22 protein-coding genes are annotated in these 24,896 nt (G+C 37.7%); 14 read left to right on the top strand and 8 right to left on the bottom strand.

What is annotated here, in order from left to right; all coding sequences use genetic code 11:
* Positions 1-76 precede the first annotated feature (76 nt).
* From AC5YC8_RS03565 to recJ, 5 genes are all read left to right on the top strand, one after another.
* Complete coding sequence (locus tag AC5YC8_RS03565; RefSeq protein ID WP_496119640.1) at positions 77-877, top strand: oxygen-binding di-iron domain-containing protein; 801 nt, start codon at positions 77-79, stop codon at positions 875-877.
* 307 nt (positions 878-1,184) lie between these two features.
* A complete protein-coding gene (gene guaB / locus AC5YC8_RS03560; RefSeq protein ID WP_496119638.1) occupies positions 1,185-2,651 on the top strand; it encodes an IMP dehydrogenase in 1,467 nt (488 codons plus the stop codon).
* 116 nt (positions 2,652-2,767) lie between these two features.
* Positions 2,768-4,099, top strand: coding sequence for a phosphoglucosamine mutase (glmM, locus tag AC5YC8_RS03555; protein WP_496163560.1), 1,332 nt, complete (start codon positions 2,768-2,770; stop codon positions 4,097-4,099).
* 8 nt (positions 4,100-4,107) lie between these two features.
* Positions 4,108-4,764 (top strand): pyridoxamine 5'-phosphate oxidase, encoded by a 657-nt coding sequence (gene pdxH, locus AC5YC8_RS03550; RefSeq protein WP_496163559.1) that lies wholly within the window; start codon positions 4,108-4,110, stop codon positions 4,762-4,764.
* The gene (gene recJ, locus AC5YC8_RS03545; RefSeq protein ID WP_496163558.1) at positions 4,765-6,468 is read left to right on the top strand and encodes a single-stranded-DNA-specific exonuclease RecJ; all 1,704 of its coding nucleotides are present in this window, start codon (positions 4,765-4,767) and stop codon (positions 6,466-6,468) included. It begins immediately after the preceding gene.
* A gap of 82 nt (positions 6,469-6,550) precedes the next feature.
* Here the strand turns inward: recJ and AC5YC8_RS03540 are convergent, their stop codons facing one another.
* Positions 6,551-7,327 carry a putative porin gene (locus AC5YC8_RS03540; RefSeq protein WP_496163557.1) on the bottom strand — a complete coding sequence of 259 codons (777 nt, stop codon included), beginning with the start codon at positions 7,325-7,327 and terminating at the stop codon, positions 6,551-6,553.
* A gap of 408 nt (positions 7,328-7,735) precedes the next feature.
* Here AC5YC8_RS03540 and prfB point away from each other — a divergent pair.
* From prfB to AC5YC8_RS03515, 5 genes are all read left to right on the top strand, one after another.
* Positions 7,736-8,831, top strand: a protein-coding gene (gene prfB, locus AC5YC8_RS03535; protein WP_496163556.1) for a peptide chain release factor 2 whose coding sequence is annotated in 2 segments (ribosomal slippage) — positions 7,736-7,807 and positions 7,809-8,831 — 1,095 coding nt in all. Because the reading frame shifts where the segments join, the coding sequence is not laid out codon by codon here.
* 139 nt (positions 8,832-8,970) lie between these two features.
* Positions 8,971-9,270 carry an ArsR/SmtB family transcription factor gene (locus AC5YC8_RS03530; protein WP_496119677.1) on the top strand — a complete coding sequence of 100 codons (300 nt, stop codon included), beginning with the start codon at positions 8,971-8,973 and terminating at the stop codon, positions 9,268-9,270.
* 26 nt (positions 9,271-9,296) lie between these two features.
* The gene (locus AC5YC8_RS03525) at positions 9,297-10,361 is read left to right on the top strand and encodes an alkene reductase (protein ID WP_496163555.1); all 1,065 of its coding nucleotides are present in this window, start codon (positions 9,297-9,299) and stop codon (positions 10,359-10,361) included.
* A gap of 96 nt (positions 10,362-10,457) precedes the next feature.
* Positions 10,458-11,738: a 3-deoxy-D-manno-octulosonic acid transferase gene (locus AC5YC8_RS03520; protein WP_496163554.1), complete on the top strand. Its 1,281-nt coding sequence runs from the start codon at positions 10,458-10,460 to the stop codon at positions 11,736-11,738.
* On the top strand, positions 11,735-12,445 hold the full coding sequence (locus AC5YC8_RS03515; RefSeq protein ID WP_496163553.1) for a 16S rRNA (uracil(1498)-N(3))-methyltransferase: 711 nt from the start codon (positions 11,735-11,737) through the stop codon (positions 12,443-12,445). Before AC5YC8_RS03520 ends, AC5YC8_RS03515 begins: the two co-directional genes overlap by 4 nt.
* A gap of 3 nt (positions 12,446-12,448) precedes the next feature.
* Here the strand turns inward: AC5YC8_RS03515 and AC5YC8_RS03510 are convergent, their stop codons facing one another.
* A complete protein-coding gene (locus tag AC5YC8_RS03510; RefSeq protein WP_496119620.1) occupies positions 12,449-13,405 on the bottom strand; it encodes a mechanosensitive ion channel family protein in 957 nt (318 codons plus the stop codon).
* Between the two features lie 110 nt (positions 13,406-13,515).
* Positions 13,516-14,097, bottom strand: coding sequence for a DUF805 domain-containing protein (locus AC5YC8_RS03505; RefSeq protein WP_496163552.1), 582 nt, complete (start codon positions 14,095-14,097; stop codon positions 13,516-13,518).
* Between the two features lie 280 nt (positions 14,098-14,377).
* Between AC5YC8_RS03505 and acs the strand changes: the two genes are divergently transcribed.
* The 3 genes from acs (at position 14,378) to AC5YC8_RS03490 (ending at position 19,283) form a co-directional block, all read left to right on the top strand.
* On the top strand, positions 14,378-16,324 hold the full coding sequence (gene acs, locus AC5YC8_RS03500) for an acetate--CoA ligase (protein WP_496163551.1): 1,947 nt from the start codon (positions 14,378-14,380) through the stop codon (positions 16,322-16,324).
* A 138-nt stretch (positions 16,325-16,462) separates the two neighbouring features.
* On the top strand, positions 16,463-17,641 hold the full coding sequence (locus AC5YC8_RS03495) for an acyl-CoA dehydrogenase family protein (RefSeq protein ID WP_496163648.1): 1,179 nt from the start codon (positions 16,463-16,465) through the stop codon (positions 17,639-17,641).
* A 328-nt stretch (positions 17,642-17,969) separates the two neighbouring features.
* Positions 17,970-19,283, top strand: coding sequence for a CitMHS family transporter (locus tag AC5YC8_RS03490; protein WP_496163550.1), 1,314 nt, complete (start codon positions 17,970-17,972; stop codon positions 19,281-19,283).
* A 58-nt stretch (positions 19,284-19,341) separates the two neighbouring features.
* On the opposite strand, the gene AC5YC8_RS03485 is transcribed toward AC5YC8_RS03490, so the two are convergent.
* From AC5YC8_RS03485 to msuE, 5 genes are all read right to left on the bottom strand, one after another.
* A complete protein-coding gene (locus AC5YC8_RS03485; RefSeq protein WP_496163549.1) occupies positions 19,342-19,956 on the bottom strand; it encodes a riboflavin synthase subunit alpha in 615 nt (204 codons plus the stop codon).
* An 80-nt stretch (positions 19,957-20,036) separates the two neighbouring features.
* Entirely contained in the window at positions 20,037-21,197 is a 1,161-nt protein-coding gene (locus AC5YC8_RS03480) for an MFS transporter (protein ID WP_496163647.1), read from the bottom strand.
* A 153-nt stretch (positions 21,198-21,350) separates the two neighbouring features.
* Positions 21,351-21,713, bottom strand: coding sequence for a hypothetical protein (locus tag AC5YC8_RS03475; protein WP_496163548.1), 363 nt, complete (start codon positions 21,711-21,713; stop codon positions 21,351-21,353).
* Between the two features lie 246 nt (positions 21,714-21,959).
* Positions 21,960-23,066, bottom strand: a complete 1,107-nt coding sequence (gene sfnG, locus AC5YC8_RS03470; RefSeq protein WP_496163547.1) for a dimethylsulfone monooxygenase SfnG — start codon at positions 23,064-23,066, stop codon at positions 21,960-21,962.
* 32 nt (positions 23,067-23,098) lie between these two features.
* Positions 23,099-23,830 (bottom strand): FMN reductase, encoded by a 732-nt coding sequence (gene msuE / locus AC5YC8_RS03465; protein WP_496163546.1) that lies wholly within the window; start codon positions 23,828-23,830, stop codon positions 23,099-23,101.
* Between the two features lie 376 nt (positions 23,831-24,206).
* Here msuE and AC5YC8_RS03460 point away from each other — a divergent pair, with 376 nt between their 5' ends.
* A complete protein-coding gene (locus AC5YC8_RS03460) occupies positions 24,207-24,857 on the top strand; it encodes a response regulator (RefSeq protein ID WP_496117189.1) in 651 nt (216 codons plus the stop codon).
* The last annotated feature ends 39 nt before the right edge of the window (positions 24,858-24,896 follow it).

Here is a 24,896-nt window from a genome sequence, read left to right as displayed (position 1 = left end):
AAGTTTCACTAATTAAATATATGTTATCTGTACATAGAAATACGCTTTTAAAAATTAGAAATTTTGGGGATTCGGTATGGCATTTGACCGCACTACGTCGCAAGTATTATTTGATAATGGGTCACATAAATGTATTAGCTTTACCAGTTTGGTTAAAGGTGAGGGTGTGCAGGCCAACCAATTCTTAATTATTGATAACGAACGAGCTGCAGTACTCGATCCAGGTGGCGACTTGACCTATGTTCCATTGACTATGGAATTGAATAAATATACACGTCTTGCGAATTTAGATTTGGTGATGGCATCGCATCAAGATCCAGATATTATTACTTCTATGCCTCGTTGGTTGGTCTATACCGACGCAAAAGTTGTTGCATCTAAACTATGGGCACGCTTTTTACCACACTTGAATTCGGCATTTATGAGTGACCGAATGAAAGGAAGTTGGTTGGAGCGCTTAATTGAATTGCCAGATCAAGGTCAAAAAATTGAATTAGGTAATTCTTCAATTATTGCCGTTCCTGCACATTTTTTACATTCTGTGGGTAATTTCCAGTTTTATGATCCAATCTCAAAAATTTTATTTTCAGGAGATATGGGTGCATCAATGGTTGAAGATGCAGGTATTCCATTAGATAACTTTGAAGATCACATTCCGAAAATGAAAGGTTTTCATCAGCGCTATATGTGCAATAACAAGGTGATTCGTCTTTGGGTGCAAATGGTACGTACTATGGATGTGGAAAGCATTGTTCCACAGCACGGAACACCATTTATGGGTAAAGAGCAGGTAAACCAATTCCTCGACTGGATTGAAACACTTGAATGTGGAACAGACTTAATGGATGAGCGTGTTTTTACATGCCCAGAGTATTAATTAGTTTAAATGACTCATCGCTCTATAGCATTTAGATATAAATTTTAAGATGTATAGAACGCATACATTTATAGAAGAGAGTTCGGCTTTTAAGTTGGTATCATTAAAAAATAAGGAAGAAAAGAGAAGTTTTCTTCCTTATTATTTTAATCAGGTCATTATGAGTAAAATTATATTTAAATAAGTAATTGAGTTTTATTAAAATAAAATAAAATTTCAGAGTAAAAATAAATAATTGATAATAATAAATGAAATTTACATCCAAATTTGTTTATAATAGCGCACGGAAATTACCAGTGAGACTGTTATGCTGACCATCGTTCAAGAAGCGCTAACCTTCGATGATGTCTTGTTACTCCCTGCCTACTCAACTGTCCTCCCAAAAGATGTCTCTCTAAAGACACGTTTAACACGCGGAATTAATCTTAATATCCCTCTCGTTTCTGCTGCAATGGATACAGTGACTGAATCACGTATGGCAATTGCTATGGCGCAGAATGGCGGTATTGGTATTCTGCATAAAAACATGGATATTGCTGCGCAAGCTGCTGAAGTACGCCGTGTGAAAAAATTTGAAGCGGGAATGGTGAAAGACCCTATTACCGTAACTCCCGAAACAACTGTTCGCGAGTTAATTGCAATTACTCAATCAAACAATATTAGCGGTGTACCTGTTGTAAAAGACGGTAAAGTCGTTGGTATTGTGACAGGTCGTGATACGCGTTTTGAAACTAACCTTGAGCAACCAGTAAGCAACATTATGACTGGTCAAGATCGTTTAGTTACAGTTCGTGAAAACGAATCGAAAGAAAATATCCAAGCACTTCTTCAAAAAAATCGTATTGAAAAAGTGATTGTTGTTGGTGAAAATAATGAGCTTAAAGGCTTAATTACAGTAACTGACTTTAACAAAGCAGAACTTTATCCAAACAGCTGTAAAGATGATTTAGGTCGTTTACGTGTTGGTGCTGCAGTTGGTACAGGTGTTGAAACCCCAAGCCGTGTTGAAGCATTGGTTGAAGCTGGTGTAGATGCTATTGTTGTTGATACTGCACATGGTCACTCTGCTGGTGTAATTGAGCGTGTACGTTGGGTTAAAGCAAACTACCCACAAGTACAAGTGATTGGCGGTAACATCGCAACTGGTGATGCTGCTCTTGCATTATTAGATGCAGGTGCTGATGCTGTTAAAGTGGGTATTGGTCCTGGCTCAATCTGTACAACGCGTATTGTTGCTGGTATTGGTATGCCACAAATCTCTGCGATTGACAGCGTTGCAAATGCACTTAAAGATCAAATTCCATTAATCGCTGATGGTGGTATTCGCTTCTCTGGCGATATGGCAAAAGCGATTGGTGCGGGTGCAAGCACAATTATGGTTGGTTCACTTATGGCAGGTACTGAAGAAGCACCTGGTGAAGTTGAATTCTTCCAAGGTCGTTACTACAAAGCATACCGCGGTATGGGTTCTTTAGGTGCAATGGCGGGTGCGACAGGTTCTGCTGACCGTTATTTCCAAGACTCTAAAGCAGGTGCAGAGAAACTTGTTCCAGAAGGTATTGAAGGCCGTGTACCTTATAAAGGTCCAATGGGTAACATCGTTCATCAAATGATGGGTGGTTTACGCTCTTCTATGGGTTATACAGGTTCTTCTACAGTTGAAGATCTTCGTCAAAATGCAAAATTTGTGAAGATTACGTCTGCGGGGATGTCTGAATCTCATGTACATGATGTGACTATTACGAAAGAAGCACCAAACTACCGCGTTGGTTAATTTTCGTAGTTTTCTCGCTAAAAAGCCGTCAGACGTATGACGGCTTTTTTGTTTTTGGTGTAAAGTAATTACTATAAATGTGATGATGAAGATCACCATCAAGAAGTGAGTAAAACATGAGTTATTTTGGTACCGATGGTATTCGAGGCAAATTTGGTGAATTGCCAATTACACCTGAATTTGCTTTAAAGTTGGGTTTCGCAGCAGGTAAAGTATTAAAAAATTATAGTAAAAAAAATAAGCCAATTGTTGTACTTGGGAAAGATACACGACTATCGGGTTATATTTTAGAGGCAGCACTACAAGCAGGCTTAAATGCTGCTGGTGTATATGTTCATTTACTTGGTCCATTACCTACACCTGCAATTGCGCACTTAACACGAGCGTTACATGCAAGTTTAGGAATTGTAATTTCAGCTTCGCATAATCCATATTTTGATAATGGGATTAAGTTTTTCTCAGGAGAAGGTAAAAAACTCCCTGATGAAATTCAAGAAGCGATTAATCGAGAATTAGAAAACGATATTTTCATCGAAGACACTGCAAATTTAGGTAAAAGTGTACGTGTTAAAGATGCCAATGGTCGCTATATCGAATTTTGTAAATCGACTTTTCCATACCATTTAGACTTAAATGATTTAACAATTGTTGTCGATTGTGCAAATGGAGCGGCGTATAACGTTGGTCCTTCTGTATTCCGTGAGCTTGGTGCAAAAGTCATCGCAATTCACAATGAACCAAATGGTCTAAACATCAATGAAGGCTGTGGTTCTACGCATCCTGAAAGCTTGCAAAAAGCAGTGGTTGAAAATGCTGCTGACCTTGGGATTGCTTTCGATGGAGATGCTGATCGTGTCATTTTAGTGGATAGAAATGGCGAACAAATTACAGGTGACCATATCCTGTATATTTTGGCGACTCAAGCATCGAAAAAGCCAAAAGGTATTGTCGGTACACTTATGAGTAATATGGCATTGGAATTAGCTTTAGAAAAAGCAGGCATTCCATTGTTACGTGCCAAAGTAGGTGATCGTTATGTACTACAAGGCTTGGAAGAAAATGGTTGGGTGACAGGTGGTGAGCCGTCAGGTCATATTCTTACTTTAGATAAAAGTACCACCGGTGATGCCATTATTGCTGCACTTCAGGTTTTAACTGTAATGGTTGAGCAAAATAAAGCCCTGCATGAGTTAGTAGACGGATTTACTTTATTGCCAAACGTTTTAGTGAATGTACGTTTAGCGGCAATGTTCGATCCATATACAGTGCCTACATTGGTTGATGAATTTGCAAAAGCGGAAGAACAGCTTAAAGGTCGTGGTCGTCTTCTTATTCGTAAATCAGGAACTGAACCTGTAATTCGTGTCATGGTTGAAGGTGATGATTTAGCAGAAGTAACAGCTTTAGCAAATCATTTAGCAGATGCTGTGCGTGCAAACGCTGCATAGGAATTGATATGAGTGATGTCATTAAAGATTTAAGTGAGCTACGTTTAAGTTACCAAAAAGGTGAACTACACGAAGCTCAAGTGAATGAAAATCCACATGAACAATTTTTAAATTGGTTTAATCATGCTTTAGAAGCTCAATTACATGAGCCCTATACAATGTCTTTAGCAACAGCAAGCAAACAAGGTCGTCCGCATGTACGTACGGTTTTGTTACGTGGTGCAACTGAAGCGGGTTATGATTTTTATACCAACTATGACAGTCAAAAAGGCATCGATTTAGCTGAAAACCCATATGCGGAATTATTGTTTTATTGGCAAGAACAAGAGCGTCAAATTCGTGTGTCAGGGCGTGTGGTGAAAATTTCTGAAGAGGAATCGACAGCGTATTACCACAAGCGTCCGCGTGATAATCAAATTGCAGCGCATATTAGTACGCCACAAAGTGGTGTGATTGCAAGTCGTGAAGAGCTGCAACAGCGGTTTCAAACCTTACATGATGAAGTTGAAGATAAAACCGAGTTGGCTAAACCAGAGTTTTGGGGCGGTTATCGTCTAGAGCCTGATTATTATGAGTTTTGGCAAGGTCGTCCAAATCGTTTACATGACCGCATCACTTATGAAAGAATCGATGGTAAATGGATTATCCAACGATTGATGCCTTAAATGTCTAAAACTCTAATTAAACAAAGACCATTTATTACACGCCCTGAAAATTTTCAGGGCGTGCCTAATTTTGTCGCTGAAATTTTGGCACGACGTGGTGTCGAGTCTGAACAAGAGCTCGAATTAAAACTCAAACACTTACTTGCACCAACAATGAAGGGCTTAGATCAGGCGATTCAAATTATTGATGAGGCAATAGATCAACAGCAAAAAATTGTGATTGTGGGAGATTACGATGCTGATGGTGCAACTAGTACGGCATTGATGATACTTGCATTACAAGAAATGGGTGCAAACATCGAATATTTAGTACCTGATCGTTTTAAATATGGCTATGGTTTAACGCCTGCGATTGCGGATTTGGCTTATCAAACGTATCAGCCTGATCTTCTTATAACTGTAGATAATGGTATTTCAAGCCATGCAGGGGTAGAAAAAGCTCAAGCTCATGGTATGAACGTGGTCATTACAGATCATCATTTAACGACTAAAGAAACACCGAAAGCTGAAGCTGTAGTGAATCCGAATCAATTAGGCTGCGACTTTCCAAGTAAAGCTTTGGCAGGGGTGGGCGTTGCATTTTATTTGCTTGCGAACTTATCGAGCCATCGTGCAAAGCTTGCTAAATCAACCAGTAAAATAACGCAATATTTAGATTTAGTGGCGCTAGGTACATATGCCGATGTCGCAAGTTTGGACTATAACAATCGTATTTTGGTTGATGCAGGGTTGAAGCGAATTCAGCAAAGTCAGTGTCGTTCAGGAATTAGTGCATTACTTGATATTGCAGGACGTGATCCCGCTTCTTTAAAAGCACAAGATTTAGGTTTTGTCTTAGGTCCTCGGATTAATGCAGCAGGGCGTATGGAAACCATGGACATTGGTATTGAGTGCTTGCTCGCAACCGATATTCAGAAAGCTTATGAGCTTGCAAGGCAATTAAATGATCTGAATGTTGAACGTCGTCAGGTCGAAGGCAAAATTAAACAAGAAGCTTTACTTGAGCTAGAAAAATTAGAGTTAGATCAACAAAATTTACCAGCAGCTTTGGTGATGTTTGAAGAACATTGGCATCAAGGTGTGATTGGTATTGTTGCTGGGCGTTTAAAAGAACAATTCCATAGACCTGCTATTGTTTTTGCAGCCGATGAAGATGGTGTACATATTAAGGGCTCGGCTCGTTCAATTGATGGTATTCATATTCGAGATTCGATTGAATTGGTTGCAGAGCAATATCCACATTTAATTAGTCATTTTGGTGGGCATGCCGCAGCAGCGGGTTTAACGGTCAAAAAAGAACATTTTTCTGAATTTAAGTCTGTTTTTGAAAAACTTATCGCGAATATGGATGATGAGTTATTTCAAGCTGTACTTTGGACTGATGGTGTTTTAAAGGCAGATATCATTCAGCTAAATACGGTCGATTTACTACAAAATTTAGCACCGTGGGGACAGAAATTCCCACAACCTATTTTTGAAGGGCAGTTTAAATTAGTTGATTATCGATGGTTGAAAGATTCACATTTAAAGCTACGTCTAGGTTTGGAAAATGGGCAAGTGGTGGAAGCAATTTCTTTTAATGCCAAAGAAAAATATGATTTTAATCCAATGATTGATCATGTGAATTTAGTTTATGAATTAGAGAAGAATATATTTAATGGTAATGTAAATTTACAGTTACGAGTTGTACACCTATTTCAATAATTCTCTAGATGTGTGAATGTTGATGGGAAAAAAAGCCACTCAATAGAGTGGCTTTTTTTTTAGGGAAGATATATTCAATGTTTTAGAAGCGGTATTTTGCACCAACGCTGTAAGTGTTGTAATCATTTACATTATTTTTAGCAAAACCTACACGACCCTCTAAACTTACATTTTCAGTCACAAATTTGCGTGCATTAATGCCCCATTCTTTGTTATCCAAAAAGTCTTGTTTTTGGTAGTCTGCACCAACACTGAATGTCTTATCAATAAAGTAATCAGCAGCAACATGGTAATCTTTAATATCGCCAAATGTTGCGCCAGCTTCAATATTAATATCTTGACCATTTGATAATGCTGTTACGTATTTTGCACGTACACTTGGTGCAGTATGTGATTTGGCATCATTATCATAGCCTTTAACACCAGCGGCAACTAATAGACCTGGAGCTGGTAAATAACCAATTTCTGCTGAGTAAACAGTTGTGTCAAAATTTGAAGCGTGTTTCATTTTAATGTCTTGACGACCAATGTCACCGCTTAAATAGAAGTCTGAGTTTGGTACAAAGTATTCTACGCCAGCAGAATAGTTATGTAATTTTGCATCATCTACTTTGCTGTAGTTGTACTGAGCTTTAACATTACTTGCACGGTCTAAAAATGCTGCTTCTGCAAGTGGTGCATTACGTGTTTGTACTGGTTTAAAGTAAGCTGTTCCTTCTACACCATAAATACCTTGAGTGCTTGCATGATCGGGATCGATCACACCAGCTGTTACGCCCACTTCTGCTTGGTATGCGTTGGCTGTGCCAGCAACGGCCATAGTTGACAACAATGCTGAGGCGATTGCTAATTTTTTCATGGGGTCTACCTCTTGATTTATAGTTTCAATATACATTTTTTGTTACAGATTCAGTCTAGGGCAAAAATATGAACGGTCAATCGAGATACCGTTGTGGCAATGTAAATAGGGTTGGGTTTGTGTAATTTGTGTTTTTAAGTAATTGAAATATAAAATATATTTTATATTTATGTTTTGATAAATTTTAATTTCAAGTAAAAAATAGTTTTTTTTATTGTAAGGTTTGATTAATATTTAAGCTAAATTTCGCTTTTGGCTCTATTAGATGATGGCTGTATTCAAAGTGTAGAGATTAAAAAAGTGTTTAAATTTATTTCAATTTCTTATCGGGTGAAGTGTGAAATCGCATATTTGGTCTGTGCTATAATTTAACGCTATTTTGAATGTTTTAAATTGAGAGTATTTCACGTGGAAATTAATCCGTATCTATTACAGCTAAAAGATTTAGACGAACGTGGTCAAACACTACGGGGGTATCTTTGACTACGATCTTAAGAAAGAGCGTTTAGAAGAGGTTCTACGTGAATTAGAAGACCCTACAATTTGGAATGATCAAAACCGCGCGCAAGCGATGGCTAAAGAAAAGGGCGAATTAGAAAACGTATTAAACGTGCTTGATGGTTTATCGACTCAATTAGAAGATGCTCAAGCGATGCTTGATCTTGCGGTTGAAGCTGAAGAAGAAGAAATGCTTGCAGATGTTCAAGCAGAATTAGATTCAGCTGAAGCGGAACTTGCTAAATTAGAATTCCGCCGTATGTTCAGCAATCCAATGGATCCAAACCCTTGCTATGTTGAAATTCAAGCAGGTTCAGGTGGTACAGAAGCACAAGATTGGGCATCTATGTTACTGCGTATGTATATGCGTTGGATTGAACGTCATGGCTTTAAAGCTGAATTAATGGAAGAATCTGACGGTGATGTGGCTGGTATTAAGTCTGCTACGATTCGTGTAGAAGGCGAGTATGCGTATGGTTGGTTACGTACAGAATCAGGTGTACACCGTTTAGTGCGTAAGTCTCCATTTGACTCAGGTAACCGCCGCCATACATCTTTCTCTGCTGTTTTCGTTTCTCCTGAAATTGATGATAATATTGAAATTGAAATCAATCCTGCAGATGTACGTACAGATACTTACCGTGCTTCTGGTGCGGGTGGTCAGCATATTAACAAAACAGATTCTGCAGTACGTTTAACGCATGCACCAACAGGTATTGTGGTTGCTTGTCAGAACCAACGTTCACAACATGCTAACCGTGATCATGCTTGGAAACAATTACGTGCAAAATTGTATGAATTGGAAATGAAAAAGCGTAATGATGCAGCTCAAGCATTAGAAGATACAAAGTCTGATATTGGTTGGGGAAGTCAAATTCGTTCATACGTTTTAGATGACTCACGTATTAAAGATTTACGTACAAGTGTTGAAAGCTCGAATACGGGTGCTGTACTTGATGGTGATCTAGATAAATTTATTGAAGCAAGTTTAAAACAAGGTCTGTAAACAGACCTTTGCAAACATTTGTGTAGCAAAGCGAAACCGCTTGGAATATATATCTAAAAAAATCGATATATTAATCGATAAAATACGATATAATGATTGGAGCTGAATCGTTTTGTTGCACACAATTTGTGATGAAACTATGGACATCGACTTAATTTATAAAGCCTTATCCAACCCGACTCGTCGGCAAATTTTGCAGTGGTTAAAAACACCCGAACAGTTTTTGCCTGAAGATGAGTGTAATGGCTTTACGCGTGGTGTTTGTGCAGGGCAAATTGAGCGATTGGGTCAAGTATCACAATCGACCATGTCAAATCATTTGTCTGTGTTACAACAAGCAGGTTTAATTACTGCGACTAAGCATGGGCAATGGTCTTATTTTTCCCGCAATGAAACATTGATTCAGCAATATATTGAATATCTACAACAACACCTCTAAATGAAATTAGAGGGTGGAGTCACAGAATGGCTGAATTGAATACCCCCCTAAAACTTGGTGCATTAGAGCTGAAAAATCGTGTCATCATGGCACCTTTAACACGTAGCCGTGCAACCGATGATCGTGTTCCAACACCACTTATGGCGCAGTATTATGCTCAGCGTGCGAGTGCAGGCTTAATTATCGCTGAAGCAACAGTGATCTCTGAAGAAGCGAACGGTTATTTAAATACCCCAGGTTTATTTACTGATGCTCAAGTGGATGGTTGGAAGCAAGTCACACAAGCAGTTCATGACAAAGGTGGCTTAATTGTTTCGCAGCTTTGGCATGTTGGTCGTGTATCCGATCCATCATTACTCAATGGTGAAACACCTGTTTCAGCGAGTGATGTAAAACAAGCAGGGCAAGTGAGTTTACTTCGTCCGAAACGTGATTATGTTGTACCACGTCCACTTGAAATCTCAGAAATTCAGGCGATTACAGCACAATATAAGCAAGCAGCAATTCGTGCAAAAGATGCAGGCTTTGATGGTGTAGAACTCCACGCTGCCAATGGTTACTTGATTGACCAATTTCTACAAACTAAAACCAATAAACGTGAAGATGAGTACGGAGGTTCAGTCGCGAACCGCGCTCGATTCTTGTTGGAAGTTGTAGATGCTTTAATTGAAGTATGGGGTGCAGGTCGAGTGGGTGTTCATCTTGCACCACGTGGTGATGAACATGACATGGGTGATGACAATCCACGTGAAACATTCGGTTATGTGATGGAAGAATTAGGCAAGCGTAATATTGCGTTCTTCTTTACACGTGAATATTTAGCAGAAGATAGTATTTCTGATGATATGAAAGCGCGCTCAAATGGTGTTCCATACATTGCCAATATGCGTTTAAGTCGCGAAGATGCAATTGAATTATTGGCTTCAGGTAAAGCTGATGCAGTGTCATTTGGGAAAGCTTATATTGCAAACCCAGACTTGTATGAGCGTTTAGTACAAAATGCACCACTCAATGAACTTAAGTTTGAAAACATGATTGGTACCAATGTTCCTGAAGGATATATTGATTATCCAACATTAGAACAAGCATAAAGTTCAATACTATTATTTTTAAAATAAGCCACATGAATTAACAAGTTCGTGTGGCTCTGTTATATTTTCAGTAGACATTCATAAAAGGCGAAGTATTTGGCTACTCCATTTTGGTATAACGCAGCATTATCAATTTTAAAACCACTTTATAAATGGCGTATAAAAAAACGTGCAGTGAATGCTGAACAACTACAACAGGAGCAGTTAGAGCGCTTTGGTCCATTTCAAACGCCTAAAAATGTGCAAGCCATTTGGTTTCATGTCGTGTCGGTTGGGGAAACCAATGCTGCACAGCCCTTAATTGAGTATTATTTAAAATTAGGACATCCTGTTTTAGTCACCAATACAACAAAAACAGGGCAAGCCCGTGCGAAATCTTTATTCTTAAAAGAACCCTATTTAGATTTATTTCAAGCAGTATATTTACCTGCTGATCAAAAACAATTAATTGCAGAATTTTTTAAATTATATCAACCGAAATTATTGGCTTTAGTTGAAACTGAACTGTGGCCAAATTTGATAGATCAAGCTCATAAATTTGATGTGCCATGTATTTTAATTAATGCGCGACTTTCAGAAAAATCTGCAAAGGGTTACGGTAAAGTACCAAGTCTAACAAAACCAATGCTGAGAGGCTTAAAAGAGCTTTTGGCTCAAGATCAAGCATCACTCGATCGCTTTGTTGCTTTGGGTGCAAGTACAGATACAAGCCAAGTTGTAGGAAGTATTAAATTTGATATTTCTGCACCATTATCATTTGTAGAACGCGCTCAACAGTTAATAGCAGAGTGGCAATTAGAAAACCGCAAAATTATTACGATAGCAAGTACGCATGCACCTGAAGAAAAAGATATTTTGATGGCTTTAAAGCCTTATTTAGCAGAGTATTCTGAGCTTCTTTGTATTGTTGTACCACGTCATCCTGAACGCTTTGATGAAGTTTTTGAGGTAAGTCAAAGCTTAGAACTAAATACGCAACGTCGTAGTTTAGGTCAATCTATTCAAGCCGACACGCAAGTTTATTTAGCGGATAGCATGGGCGAAATGTGGTTGTGGTATGCCATGAGTCAGGCATGTTTTGTGGGTGGTTCGTTAAATGAACCAGGCGGTGGTCATAATATTTTGGAACCAATCGCACTCAATGTACCTACAGTTTTAGGCAAAAACTATTTTAATTTTCAAACGATTGTTGATGAATTTGTGGAAGCATCTGCCATTAAAATTGTACAAACTGCTGAAGAAGCAGCACAAGATTTAGTTCAATTGGCTTATGATTCTGAGTTGGTTGCACATTTGAACCTAAATGCTGCCAATATTATGGAAAAAAATAAAGGCTCTTTGGCGAAACATATCCACGTGATTGACCAATATTTATGAATATTGTTTTACTTGATGAGCGTCAGACTCAGTCGGATATTTGGAAAATTACATCGAAACGTCAACTCGAACATTTGCATACGCATGTTGATGTAAAAGTAGGAGATACTCTAAAAGTAGGTATTCTTCATGGTAAGCGGTATCTTACAAAAATTGTTGATATCTCGGACACTGCGATTCATGTACAAGTATTAAAAGAAGAAGCTATTCCTAAAAAGTTAGCAGTGACTTTAATTTTGGCTTTGCCTAGACCTAAAGTTTTACGTCGTTTAATTGCAGATAGTGTGACCTTAGGTGTAGAGAAGATTATTTTGCTTCATAGTTATCGGGTCGATAAGAGTTATTGGCAAACGCCATTTTTGCAACAACTCGATCATTATATAACATTGGGTTTAGAACAAGCTGGCGATACTATTCCTCCGAAAATTGAACTGTATAAACGGTTTAAGCCTTTTGTTGAGGATGTACTTCCAACGCTTATTTCAGCAGACCAACCTGCTTATGTAGCACACCCGTATGCAGAAGAAAAAATGCCATGTGCAATTTCACACGGTTGTAGCATTGTGATTGGTCCTGAAGGTGGTTTTATTCCTTATGAAATTGAGTTGCTCATAAAAAACGGCTGCCAAGCTGTAAGCTTAGGCAACCGTATTATTAGAACCGAGACAGTCATTCCCTATGCTTTGGGAAGGCTATTTAATTCCTAAAAATTATTCAGGTGTTACCGTTGAACCACGGTGAACTTTAACTTCTTGAACAGGATATGGAATTGAAATTTCATGTTCTGCAAATGCGTGAATAACAAGTTCTTGTACTTGGCTAATAGATGCTGCCGTACCTGTTTCACTTGTATTTACCCACCAACGTACCGTTAAGTTTACTGAGAAATCTGCAAGTGCTGATACGTTTACGCTAAAGCCTGGTTGGCTAAGGATAGTTGGGTCACGATCTAATATTTTTAAAATTACATCACGTGCTTTTTGTACATCATCTTCATAACCAATACCAACAACAAATTCGCAACGACGACGCGTATAAGCGGTGTTTACCGTTACTGCACTGGTATAGACTGTTGCATTAGGAATAACAATACGACGACCATCTGGTGAGCGTAAGAACGTTGCACGAATTTGAATATCTTCAACTGTCCCTTCCATGCCTGAAACAATAATGTCATCGCCAATTTTGAAGGGTTCGCCAAGTAAAATTAGAATACCCGACAGTAAATTTTGAAAAATATCTTTAAATGCGAAACCGATCGCAACAGAACCAATTCCCAATGCACTCATCAATTGACCTGGAGTAAAGCCCGGAATTGAGATGACCATCGCAATTAGAAAACCAATAAAAATAATAGCAGAGCTACCGACACGGTTAAGCACTAAGACTAAGTTTTGCTTGGTGTAAGAGCGTTCAGATAGTGCTTTGCGTACAAAGAATTTAAATACTTTTGAAAGTAAATAAAAAATAGTAAACACAAAGAGAGCGATACAAATATACGGTAAACGCTCCCAAAAACCATCCATAAATTTATCGATCGTTGAATAAGCATCATTGTATTTTGTAGTATGTTCTAGAACAGTTTGTGCTGTTTTAGATGTTGCTTCGTGCAAAAGCTGGGTTGTGCCTTGAGCAACTTCGTTCAAGGCATTTTGTTGTTCGGCCACGGATATTCCGATGAGTGAAAATTTTTATTATTTTGCCTGAATTTGTAGAAAAATTTAAGAAATAAAATTTTACCACGTGTATAAAATTGTCAAAAGATCAGGATTTTTGTTTAAAAGTAATCCGTACTTTTTTCAAGGATTTCAGTTGGTGTTTCAAGCTGACCTGATCCCATCATATAAGAAACAAGGCTACCTGTGCCGAATATAGATAAAATGGTAATAATGATCATCAACCAAGCTAAAATCTTTTCCCATGTGGCATTTTCACGTTGAGGACCATAGCGATTAGAACCTGAAGTACCTGAACCTAGTAGTAGATAAAAGAAGAGAAAAATATTCACAAGTGGAATTAAAAAAAGCAGAATAAGCCAACCAGAATGGTTCATGTCATGAAAGCGACGGACTTGAATGACTATGTTGAAATAAATATATAAAACAGAAATAACCAAAAATCCTAATCCGCCTAAGCCTGTTAATGTATCTATGAAATGTGAATCTAAGGATTGTGTGCTTAAGTTAAAAATGCCTAAAGTTAAGCTCAACGCAATGAAAGCAAAAAAAGCAATTAAATTAAAAAAACCATACCAAGCGATATAACTTAAACGTCCGAAACGACCCGTTAAAGATAAAGGACTATCTTTAATATGAGGTTGCTGACGTGAAAAAAAGTTGGATGATTGGTTCTGATTCATAAATTGGCTCAAGTTAAAAAAGGGAAGCGAGATTTGAACTGCAATCGTATTTAAATATATGTATGAATTATAAAATGAATTAAATATTTCAGATATAAAAATGAACAGTCTGAATAAATTAAATTGTAATTTGATAGACGGATGTGTACAAATAATATACGACTAAAGCCTGATTGAGATGTATTAAAAATAACCTTAATACTAAATATATGCAGAAATAAAAACCAATAATTGGCATGACATTTCGAGATGAAATGTAAAAATATCAAGGAAGTATAATATGAATGAATTATATCCTGTTCCAGAAGGATTTAAAAAAACTGCTCGAACCAATGAAACTGAGTACTTTGAGCGTTATCAAAAATCTATAGATCAGCCTGAGGAATTTTGGGCGGAACAGGCAAAAAAGCTTGATTGGATTAAGCCATTTACGAAAGTTAAAGATACAAATTTTGATGCCAATAATTTTAAAATCGAATGGTTTGCAGATGGTCAGTTGAATATTAGTGCCAATTGTTTAGATCGGCATTTAAAAGAGCATCCTTATAAACCTGCCATTATTTGGGAGGGAGATCATCCATCGCGTCATAAAATTATTTCATTTGCAGAATTGCATGATGAAACATGTCGGTTTGCCAATGTATTAAAAAAGAATGGCGTGAATAAGGGTGACCGTGTTGTGCTTTATATGCCCATGGTGTCTGAAGCTGCTATTGCTATGCTTGCTTGTGCGCGTATTGGTGCGGTGCATTGTGTGGTATTTGGTGGTTTCTCGCCAGATTCTTTGGCAAGCCGTATTGAAGATAGTCAGGCAAAAATAGTGATTACAGCAGATTCAGGTATGCGTGGTGGAAAACCAATTCTGCTTAAAGACAATGTTGATGCTGCACTCGAATTATCTGGAACGAAATCAGTTCAAAATGTCATAGTGGTACACCGCACGGGTAACCCAATTCAGATGAAAGCGGGTCGAGATTTGTGGTATCACGCAGAAATTATGACGGTTAATGAAATTTGTCCGCCTGAGCCGATGAATGCAGAAGATCCATTATTTATTCTATATACATCAGGTTCAACAGGAAAACCCAAAGGTGTTTTACATACAACGGGCGGTTATCTAACGTATGTAAATTGTACTTTTCGAGAAGTTTTTGACTTAAAACAAGATGATGTATTTTGGTGTACAGCAGATGTAGGCTGGATTACAGGACATTCATACGTACTTTATGGTCCACTTTCAAATGGCACAACCACAGTGATGTTTGAGGGAATTCCACAATATCCAACATGGGCACGTACAGGTCATATTGTAGATAAGCACAACGTCACAATTCTTTATACAGCGCCAACAGCAATTCGCGCCATGATGCGCGAAGGTGATGCATTTGTACGAGAAAGTGATCGGAGTAGTTTGCGCCTATTGGGTTCTGTAGGTGAGCCAATTAATCCTGAAGCATGGAATTGGTATTACAGCGTAGTGGGTGAAAGCCGTTGTCCAATTGTCGATACGTGGTGGCAAACAGAAACAGGTGGTTTCATGATCACGCCTTTGCCAGGTGCAACAGATTTAAAACCAGGTTCTGCAACACGACCATTCTTTGGAATTAAACCTGCAATTGTAGATGCCGACGGTGGTGAGCTGAATGGTGAAGCCGAAGGGAATTTAGTTATTAAAGATTCTTGGCCGGGGCAAATGCGTACTATTTGGGGGGATCCTGCACGTTTTATAGAGGCATATTTTTCAACTTATCCGGGTACATATTTCACGGGAGATGGTGCTCGTCGAGATAAAGATGGTTATTATTGGATCACAGGACGTGTGGATGATGTCTTGAATGTATCGGGACATAGACTTGGAACTGCTGAAATTGAAAGTGCTTTGGTTGCTCATGAGCATGTAGCAGAAGCGGCTGTAGTGGGTATGCCTCATGATATTAAGGGGCAAGGCATTGCAGCTTATGTGACTTTACAAGCAGATACCCCAGAGTCGGAAGAGTTACGTAAAGAACTTGTCGCATGGGTGCGTAAAGTACTTGGTCCTGTAGCAACGCCTGATGCAATTTATTGGGCACCTGCATTACCAAAAACGCGCTCAGGGAAAATTATGCGCCGTATTTTAAGAAAAATTGCGGCAAATGAGCTAGATAGTTTGGGTGACACTTCAACCTTAGCAGACCCGCAAGTAGTGGATCAGCTCATTATTGAAGTGCAATCTCAACATACTTAAAAACAATGCATTATTAAAAATACCGCTAGTTTAGCTAGCGGTATTTTTATTTTTGGAATAAAGACAGCAGACATTCAGATAAAGCAGATCTATGCGCTCTGTTAAGCTAAAAACCTAAGGAATAACACAGATAAAATGATGAATATTCACGCTCAAAATCTTCAAGATCCAATTTCTATTGCACATAAACTTGCAGAACAATTTGCAATGACGGCAGCAGAACGTGATAAGCAAGGTGGAAACCCAAAAACTGAACGTGATTTAATTCGTCAAAGTGGGTTATTGGGCTTATCTATTGGCACGCAGTATGGTGGGCAGGGTGCGAGTTGGAAAACCATTTTTAAAACTATTCAAACGATTGCTCAAGTAGATAGTTCATTGGCACATGTGTACGGGTTCCATCACTTACTGATTGCCACTGTTCAACTTTTTTCACAACCTGAGCAATATGGCAAATGGTTTGAGCAAACTGCACAAAATAATTTGTTTTGGGGAAATACCTTAAATCCATTGGATCGAAGAACAATAGCAAGCAAAATTTCAGATTCAGAATATATTTTTCATGGTGACAAGAGCTTTTGTTCAGGCTCGATGGATTCTGATATTTTACTGTGCTCTGGGTATAACGAAGCAGGAAAATTATTAATTGGCGTGATTCCTACAGTGCGAGAAGGAGTGAGCTTTTTAGGGGATTGGAATAATATGGGGCAACGCCAAACGGATAGTGGAACGAGTCATTTTGAACACGTAAAGATTCAAGAAGATGAGTTGTTATTAAATCCGGGGCCATTAAGCACACCATATTCAAGTTTACGTCCGCTTATTGCCCAACTTATATTTGTACATATGTTTTTAGGTGTAGCAGAAGGGGCATTTGAAACGGCAAAAGAAACAGTGAAAAGTCAAAAAGCTTGGTCTAAATCTTTAGCTGAAAATGCCGTTAACGATCCTTTTATTCAAAAACATTTTGCAGAGTTTTATGTGCAACTTGAAAGTGTAGGGTTACTTGCGAATAAAGCGATTGAAGCATTGCAACAAGCTTGGGAGGTAGGTGAGAGCCTAACAGCAGAACAACGTGGTGAAGTTTCAATTGCAATCGCAACTGCGAAAATTGCATCTACGAATACCTCGTTATATATCACACAAAATATATTTCAAGTCATGGGGGCACGTGCAACGACAGCGAAACTTAATTTAGATCGCTTTTGGCGCAATGTACGTACGCAAACTTTGCATGATCCTGTCGACTATAAATATCAAGAAATTGGTGAGTGGGTACTGACAGGAAAAGTGCCAGATCCGAGTTTTTATTCTTAAGTTAATTTTCTACTTATTTAAATGGGCTTTTATGCCCATTTTTTTATTACTACTATCATAAATTTTAAATGATTACATTGACTAAAAATTATACTTTGCAAAAAGCCAACGAGAACATAATAAACACATTATATTTTTTATATTTATTAAGCTTTAGATTGTTAATCAGAATTTTTGATTTATTTTTTAATTAAAGTTCAAAATAAATTTTAGCAATTTTTGCAGTCTCCATGCTTTGAATTTTTATTCTAAAAGTTATGTAAAAAATTAATTTGAGACAGGATTGGTCTTAGCGTTTTGCTAAAAAACGTATCAGAAGGAGTATTCAATGCTAACGTTAATTGGCATTTTAATTATTGTGACTATTGTTGTTCTGCTTTTGACAGGCAAAGTAAACCCTATTTTAGCGATGTCAATTATTCCTTTAATTGGTGCATTTATCGCGGGATTTACCCCATCAGAAGTTTCAACATTTTTTGAGTCAGGTATTACCAAAGTTACCAAAGTTGCGGTGATGTTCCTTTTCGCAATTCTATTTTTTAGTGTGTTAAAAGAACTTCATGTTTTTGATCCACTGATTAAAAAAATGGTGGCGATTACTCGGAGTAATGTTGTGGTTGTTGCAATTGTGACTACATTAATTGCAGCTGTTGTACATTTAGATGGTTCAGGTGCAGCAACATTCTTAATTATTATTCCTGCATTATTACCGTTGTATCGTAAGTTAGGCATGAGCCCATATTTGATGCTATTGCTCATGGCAGGAAGTATGGGGGTGATGAATATGGTGCCTTGGGGCGGTCCATTAGGGCGTGCTTCTGCTGTAACGGGTGTTGATGCTTCTGTTTTGTGGCAAAGTATTATTCCCGTGCAAATTATTGGTATTTTAGGCATGGTTGGTGTTGCAGTCATTATGGGTTTACGTGAAAAACGTCGAATTGCTGCAGCGCATTTAATGGGGACAACACCATTTAATCAAGACTGCACTTTAACCGATTTTCCTGATGATTCAGATGAAACTGTTAAACCAAAAAAATTATGGATCAATGTTGGTTTAATTATTTCAGCGGTTATTTGTTTGGCATTTGGTCTGTTCTCTGCTCCGTATGTATTTATGATTGCATTGTCTTTGGTGTTATTCATTAACTTTCCAAATCCTAGAGAACGTATGCAAGCAATTAGTCGTCATGCACCACAAGCATTGACTATGGTTGCTATTATTTTCTCAGCAGGTGCTTTCTTAGGCATTATGACTGAATCGGGAATGTTGAAATCAATTGCCGTTGATCTGATTCAAATTTTGCCATCAGCATGGGTGGGTGGATTACATATTTTTGTGGGTATTCTTGGTGTTCCGATGGATATCTTTACAAGTACAGATGCTTATTACTTTGCTTTATTACCGATTGTACAAGAAGTTACGGCAACTTCAGGTGTTGCACCAAATTCAGTGGTATATGCCATGGCAATTGGTAATAACGTAGGTACATTTGTGAGTCCATTTTCACCTGCAACATGGCTAGCTATGGGGCTTGCAGGTACGGAAATGGGTAAGCATTTACGTTATTCATTTGGTTGGTTATGGTTATTTAGCTGGTTCTTGTTAGCGGTGGGCTATGCGCTAGGTTTATATTGGTTCTAATCTAATCTTTATAATTATTTGTAAAAAAGGCTACTTCATTTGGAGTAGCCTTTTTACTTTAGCGACGATGAATATTTTCTAAAGTATCGACAAGCGTACGTGTCATTTGATCAATTTCATAATTCACTTCATCTCCAATTTTTATATCTTTCCAAGTGGTTAAGCGTAAAGTTTCAGGAATTAAATCAATTGAAATTGTGTTTTGATCACGGTTTACCGCATTTACGGTAAGGCTGCAGCCATTGAGACCAATAAATCCTTTTAAGAAAAAATATTTAATATTGTCTGCGGGAATTTCGAGTTCTAAATGTAGAGTTTCCCCATTTTTTTCAAGCTGTCGAATGATTGCAGTACCTTCAATATGACCATATAAATTATGACCACCATTTTCTGCTCCAACTTTTGCAGAACGCTCAATGTTGACTTCATTTCCAGTATTTAAAAATTTTAATGTGGTAAGTTTGTTGGTTAGTGCAGATACGTCAAAATGTACCTGATTTTCTTCTAAATTAATGTAGGTTGCTGTTAAACAAACACCATTAATTGCAACACTAGCACCAATAAAAACATCGTGAAAAAAGTTTTGATCGTTTGAAATCACAAGCGTTGTAAAACCATCGCCTTGGCGGATTTCTAAGACTTTTTCTAAACCTTGAACAATACCTGTGTACATAATTTAAAATTCTTCTCATAAAAATAATGGAGATTGTGCAGTTACATGATAGCTAACTACATTGATTCTATTAATTTACATTAAACTTTATGGTCAACATTGGGTAAAAAGAATGTTAATAGACCGAGTAAAGGCAAATAAGAGGTAAATGAAAAGACCCATGAAATGCCTTGATGGTCGGCAATATAACCAAGTGCTGCTGCCGCGATTCCGCTAATTCCGAACATGAGTCCAAACATTAAACCCGAGATCATGCCGATACGGCCTGGCATAGCTTCTTGTGCATACACCACCATGGCTGAAAATGCAGAAGACATAATGATGCCAGCAAAAATGGTAAAGATGCATGTCCAAAATAAATTAGCATAAGGCATCATGAGTGCAAAGGGAGCCATACCTAAAAATGACACCCAGATCACCGCTTTACGTCCAATACGATCTCCAATTGGACCACCAACAAATGTTCCCAATGCGACGGCTGCAAGAAAGGCAAATAGGTAAAGCTGAGCATGTTGTAGGGTAACGTGAAACTTGTCCATTAGATAGAACGTGTAATAATTACTAATGCTTGAGATATATGTAAATTTTGCAAACATTAAAAAGCAAAGAATCACAATCGCGCGTATGAGAGGTGAGTTGCTTAATCGAGCTTTGGTAATTGGCTTAGATTTATTTTGTTGATTGGCTAAAGTCGTTTTTACAGTCCAACGACTAATTTTATATAAAACAAAAATAGCGAAAATGGCGATCATGCTCAGCCATGCTGCAGATGCTTGACCACTTGGAACAATGATTGCCGCTGCTAATAATGGACCGATGGCAGAGCCACTATTTCCACCCACTTGAAAGGTCGATTGTGCAGTACCAAAACGCCCTCCAGAAGCCATGCGAGTAACACGCGATGCTTCAGGGTGAAATGTAGAAGAACCAACACCAATAAGGGCTGCTGAAATGAGAAGTAATCCAAAATTAGGTGCAAATGCGAGTAAAAAAATACCACTTAATGTGATGCACATTCCAATAGGTAATAAATACGGTTTTGGATATTTGTCGGTATAAAATCCAATCCACGGTTGAAGCATTGAAGCCGTCATTTGAAAAACCAGTGAAATAAGACCAACTTGAGCAAAGCTAAGAGCAAAATTTTCTTTTAAAAGCGGGTAAATTGCAGGTAAAGATGCTTGTATTAAATCGTTTAAACAGTGTGCGAGGGCAATGGCTAAAACGATAGGAAGCGCCATTTTACTAGATGAGTTCGACTGATTTTGTGGAGTCGGATTCGCTAATTCTGGTGTGGAACTCACAATTTTCTATTCTCTAATTTTTCAATCGTATAAGTATACGAAATAAAAAATGGAAGCATTAGCTCCTATTCTCACTATATTTGCATTGTATTAAGCTTTTTTATATCGGGCTGCTGTAGAGAAGAGAGTACTACGTGCAGCAGGAATTTTTACATTTTTTTGATCAATTATATAATTATGCTCTTCCATAATTACTTTAACCATGTGACCCATAGTTTGTTTTAGACGATCAAAATCAATGTTTTCAGGATTGTTTGAATTATCCTCAATACCTTTTAATTCATCACCGAATCGAGTTTCCAAGCTTGGAACTAAAGCCTCAATTGCTGGTCGACCTAGGTAAGTTGCTGTTTCAAGCATTACGATAGTTTTTTCTTCGTTCAGAAAAGCTAAGATTTTTTGTCCAAAATCGGTATCAATCACACCTTGGAATTGAGCATTAAAAATTTGCATATCACACCTACCCTTTTTATAACCTATCATATTTGATAGGTGTTATATTTGCGTGCAATGAATGTGAAGTCAATAGAGTGTTGAAAAAAATATCATTTTATTTAGAGTGGCTAAAACTATCACATGACTATAAGGTTATCGTAATAACTCATGTGATTGAATTGCATCATGTATAAAAAAATCCCTTAAGCCGAGTCTTAAGGGAAAGTTATAACATTAGAATTCTATTTAATTATTATCTGAAAATTACGCAGATTTTGCCGTAATTTCATTTTGTTTTTCTTCTTCAAGTTCACGAATTAAAGGCAGCACTTTTTCACCAAAATATTCAACTTCTTCGATAAAATGCAAGAAGCCTGAAAGCACCAAATCTACACCTATAGCTTTTAATTCAATAATGCGTTCAGCAATTTGTTGTGGTGTACCAATCAAATTTGTGCGGAAACCATCGTTATATTGAACTAAGTCTTCAAAAGTCGATTTTACCCAGTTTCCTTCGCCTTCTTGGGTTGCTGCCCCAGCTTCTTTAGTGGCATGACCAAAGGCTTTTACTGCATCTACATTGGCATGATCAATAATTTTTTGCAGAACGGCTTTTGCTTCTTCTTCTGTGTCACGGGCAATGATGAATGCATTTACACCGACTTTAATTTCATGATTATTTGCACGTGCTTTTTCACGTAAATCATCAATTTGCTTTTTCAATTCTTCTGGGGTGTTGCCATTGGTGAAATACCAATCTGAAACACGAGAAGCCATATCGCGTGCTGCACGTGAACTGCCTCCTTGGAAAATTTCAATATGTGGTTTTTGCACAGGTTTAGGCGAAAGTGTGTAATCTTTAAATTGGTAATATTTACCATCAAAATTGAAATGATTTTGTGTCCAAACACCTTTTAAGGCACGAATGAACTCTTCAGAACGTGCATAGCGTTCATCATGTTCAGGCCATTCTTCACCAATGGCATCGAACTCGCCACGGAACCAACCGCTCACTACATTAATTGCGATACGTCCATTGGTTAAATGATCAATCGTTGCAAGTTGCTTTGCCGCAAGAGCAGGTTTCCAAGGGCCAGGTAAAATTGCAGCAATGACTTTTAGCTTTTCAGTTTTTGCTAAAATTCCATGACTGAAACTCACAGATTCATGCTGATTTTCAGCGTTATAGCCCGCAGTAAAACGAATTTGAGTGAGGGCATATTCAAAGCCACTTTTTTCAGCCGCTTGAGCTAAACGTACGTTATATTCATAGCTCCAATCTGTACGTTGTTCAATGTTGCTGACGACCAAACCACCGCTAACGTTTGGTACCCAATATGCAAATGTAATATTTTTATTGATATGTGACATGAATAAACCCTCTGTTTTTTATAAATTATTCATTATGCAACTTGAGATTTTGGTTTTTTATGATGAAGTAAAGCTTCAGCCGCATCTAAACTTGGTACAGCAGCAGATGGTAAAACTTCTTCTTGTTCAATTAATTTGTTGATGCCGAGGCTTTGTGTTGCTTGTTGTGATTTTGCTTTAGCCACTTCAGCACGTTGACCTTTTGCAGGTGCCCATTCAAGAATAGGGAGTGCACGTGCTACAGCAAGCGTGATACGGTCACGAAGGAATTCGCTATGAATAGTGTATTCAGGTGTGAAATCACGGTCAGTTGCATAAACACCAATTGGTAAAGTCTGTGCTTGGAAAAAACTGAAAAGAGGGCGTAATTGATGCTCTAAAACAAGTGCATGACGATCACTACCACCAGAAGCAGCAAGTAGCACTGGTACATCGACAAGAGCTGTTTGTTCTACGAAGTCAAAGAAATGTTTGAATAAGCCTGTGAAAGATGCACGATAAACAGGTGTGCCGACAATTAATGCGTCTGCTGCTTCTACAGCAGCTAAGTCATCTTGCACACGTTGTGGTAGTTGATTTCGATAAATTGCACCACCTAAAAGTGAACCAATTTCGCTAAACTTAATGAAGTGAATATTGATGGGGGTCGCTTCACCAAGTTCATCTAAAATTGCTTGAACAAGCGCTTCTGTTTTAGAAGGATTATTTAAGCCGCCTGAAACAGCAACGATATTAAGTGGTTTTTGTTGATTAAAATTTGACATTTGAGGAAGCCTAAAAGAGATATATTTCGGAATGCTTTTATTAATCAATATGTGCTTAATTCTGTAAAATAAAGAAATGAAGATAAGTTATCTGATTTTAAGATATGGATTGGTTGGTGAAGTTTTTAGGTTTAGTTAGTTATTTAAATATATGAAAAATAAAATTATATTTAATGTAGATAAGCTATTTAGATGTATAGATAAAATTTATATGAAAAATAGATTTATTAAGTCAAAAATGTGGAAATAATAAGAAAAATTTAAATTTATGAAAAAAATGAATAATTAAATGCAAAATATAGTTATTTTGCATATCCATCTATAGGGATGTGTGGTTAGAATAGGCTCACCGTGCACTAGATCTCTCTCGTGATTTATGAATATTTTAATCGTTGATGATCATCCATTATTTCGTCATGCTTTAATTCAGGCTGTTCGTTATAGTTTACCTCAAGCTCAAATTCATGAAACTGCAGCTGTAAATGAATTCTATGAACGCTTAGAAAAGGGACCAGAGCCTGATCTAGTTTTACTTGATTTGAACCTACCAGGTGCTTCAGGTTTCTCAGCATTGGTGCATGTTCGTGCACAGTATCCAGCATTACCAATAATAGTTGTATCTGCACACGAAGAAGTGTCGATTATCCAACGCTCAATTGCACATGGTGCTATGGGATATATTCCTAAATCAGCACATCCGAGCAATATTGGCGAAGCAATTCGTCAAGTATTGGAAGGTGAAATTTGGTTACCACCAAATTTACCCGCAAACTTAAATTTTGATCCTCGTGCGGCTGATGAAACTGCATTAGCAGAACGTATTCAGTCATTAACACCACAACAGTTCCGTGTATTAATGATGGTGGCAGAAGGCTTATTAAATAAGCAAATTGCGTATGAGCTAGATGTATCGGAAGCGACAATTAAAGCGCACGTTACTGCAATTTTCCGTAAGTTGGGTGTACAAAATCGTACACAAGCGGTATTGGCAATTAATGCGCTTAATATTGAAGAAAAAAATATTTAAATTGAAATAAAAAAAGACCTCTTAATGAGGTCTTTTTTT

Source organism: Acinetobacter sp. FY731, assembly GCF_059515905.1.
Note: the sequence above shows the minus strand (reverse complement) of the source record. Positions and strands in the feature narration are given on the sequence as shown.

Coding starts and splice junctions, on each gene's coding strand:
- AC5YC8_RS03565 (WP_496119640.1), top strand. CDS start 77: ATGGCATTTGACCGCACTACGTCGCAAGTATTATTTGATAATGGGTCA.
- guaB (WP_496119638.1), top strand. CDS start 1,185: ATGCTGACCATCGTTCAAGAAGCGCTAACCTTCGATGATGTCTTGTTA.
- glmM (WP_496163560.1), top strand. CDS start 2,768: ATGAGTTATTTTGGTACCGATGGTATTCGAGGCAAATTTGGTGAATTG.
- pdxH (WP_496163559.1), top strand. CDS start 4,108: ATGAGTGATGTCATTAAAGATTTAAGTGAGCTACGTTTAAGTTACCAA.
- recJ (WP_496163558.1), top strand. CDS start 4,765: ATGTCTAAAACTCTAATTAAACAAAGACCATTTATTACACGCCCTGAA.
- AC5YC8_RS03540 (WP_496163557.1), bottom strand. CDS start 7,327: ATGAAAAAATTAGCAATCGCCTCAGCATTGTTGTCAACTATGGCCGTT.
- AC5YC8_RS03530 (WP_496119677.1), top strand. CDS start 8,971: ATGGACATCGACTTAATTTATAAAGCCTTATCCAACCCGACTCGTCGG.
- AC5YC8_RS03525 (WP_496163555.1), top strand. CDS start 9,297: ATGGCTGAATTGAATACCCCCCTAAAACTTGGTGCATTAGAGCTGAAA.
- AC5YC8_RS03515 (WP_496163553.1), top strand. CDS start 11,735: ATGAATATTGTTTTACTTGATGAGCGTCAGACTCAGTCGGATATTTGG.
- AC5YC8_RS03505 (WP_496163552.1), bottom strand. CDS start 14,097: ATGAATCAGAACCAATCATCCAACTTTTTTTCACGTCAGCAACCTCAT.
- acs (WP_496163551.1), top strand. CDS start 14,378: ATGAATGAATTATATCCTGTTCCAGAAGGATTTAAAAAAACTGCTCGA.
- AC5YC8_RS03495 (WP_496163648.1), top strand. CDS start 16,463: ATGAATATTCACGCTCAAAATCTTCAAGATCCAATTTCTATTGCACAT.
- AC5YC8_RS03490 (WP_496163550.1), top strand. CDS start 17,970: ATGCTAACGTTAATTGGCATTTTAATTATTGTGACTATTGTTGTTCTG.
- AC5YC8_RS03485 (WP_496163549.1), bottom strand. CDS start 19,956: ATGTACACAGGTATTGTTCAAGGTTTAGAAAAAGTCTTAGAAATCCGC.
- AC5YC8_RS03480 (WP_496163647.1), bottom strand. CDS start 21,197: ATGGCGCTTCCTATCGTTTTAGCCATTGCCCTCGCACACTGTTTAAAC.
- AC5YC8_RS03475 (WP_496163548.1), bottom strand. CDS start 21,713: ATGCAAATTTTTAATGCTCAATTCCAAGGTGTGATTGATACCGATTTT.
- sfnG (WP_496163547.1), bottom strand. CDS start 23,066: ATGTCACATATCAATAAAAATATTACATTTGCATATTGGGTACCAAAC.
- msuE (WP_496163546.1), bottom strand. CDS start 23,830: ATGTCAAATTTTAATCAACAAAAACCACTTAATATCGTTGCTGTTTCA.
- AC5YC8_RS03460 (WP_496117189.1), top strand. CDS start 24,207: ATGAATATTTTAATCGTTGATGATCATCCATTATTTCGTCATGCTTTA.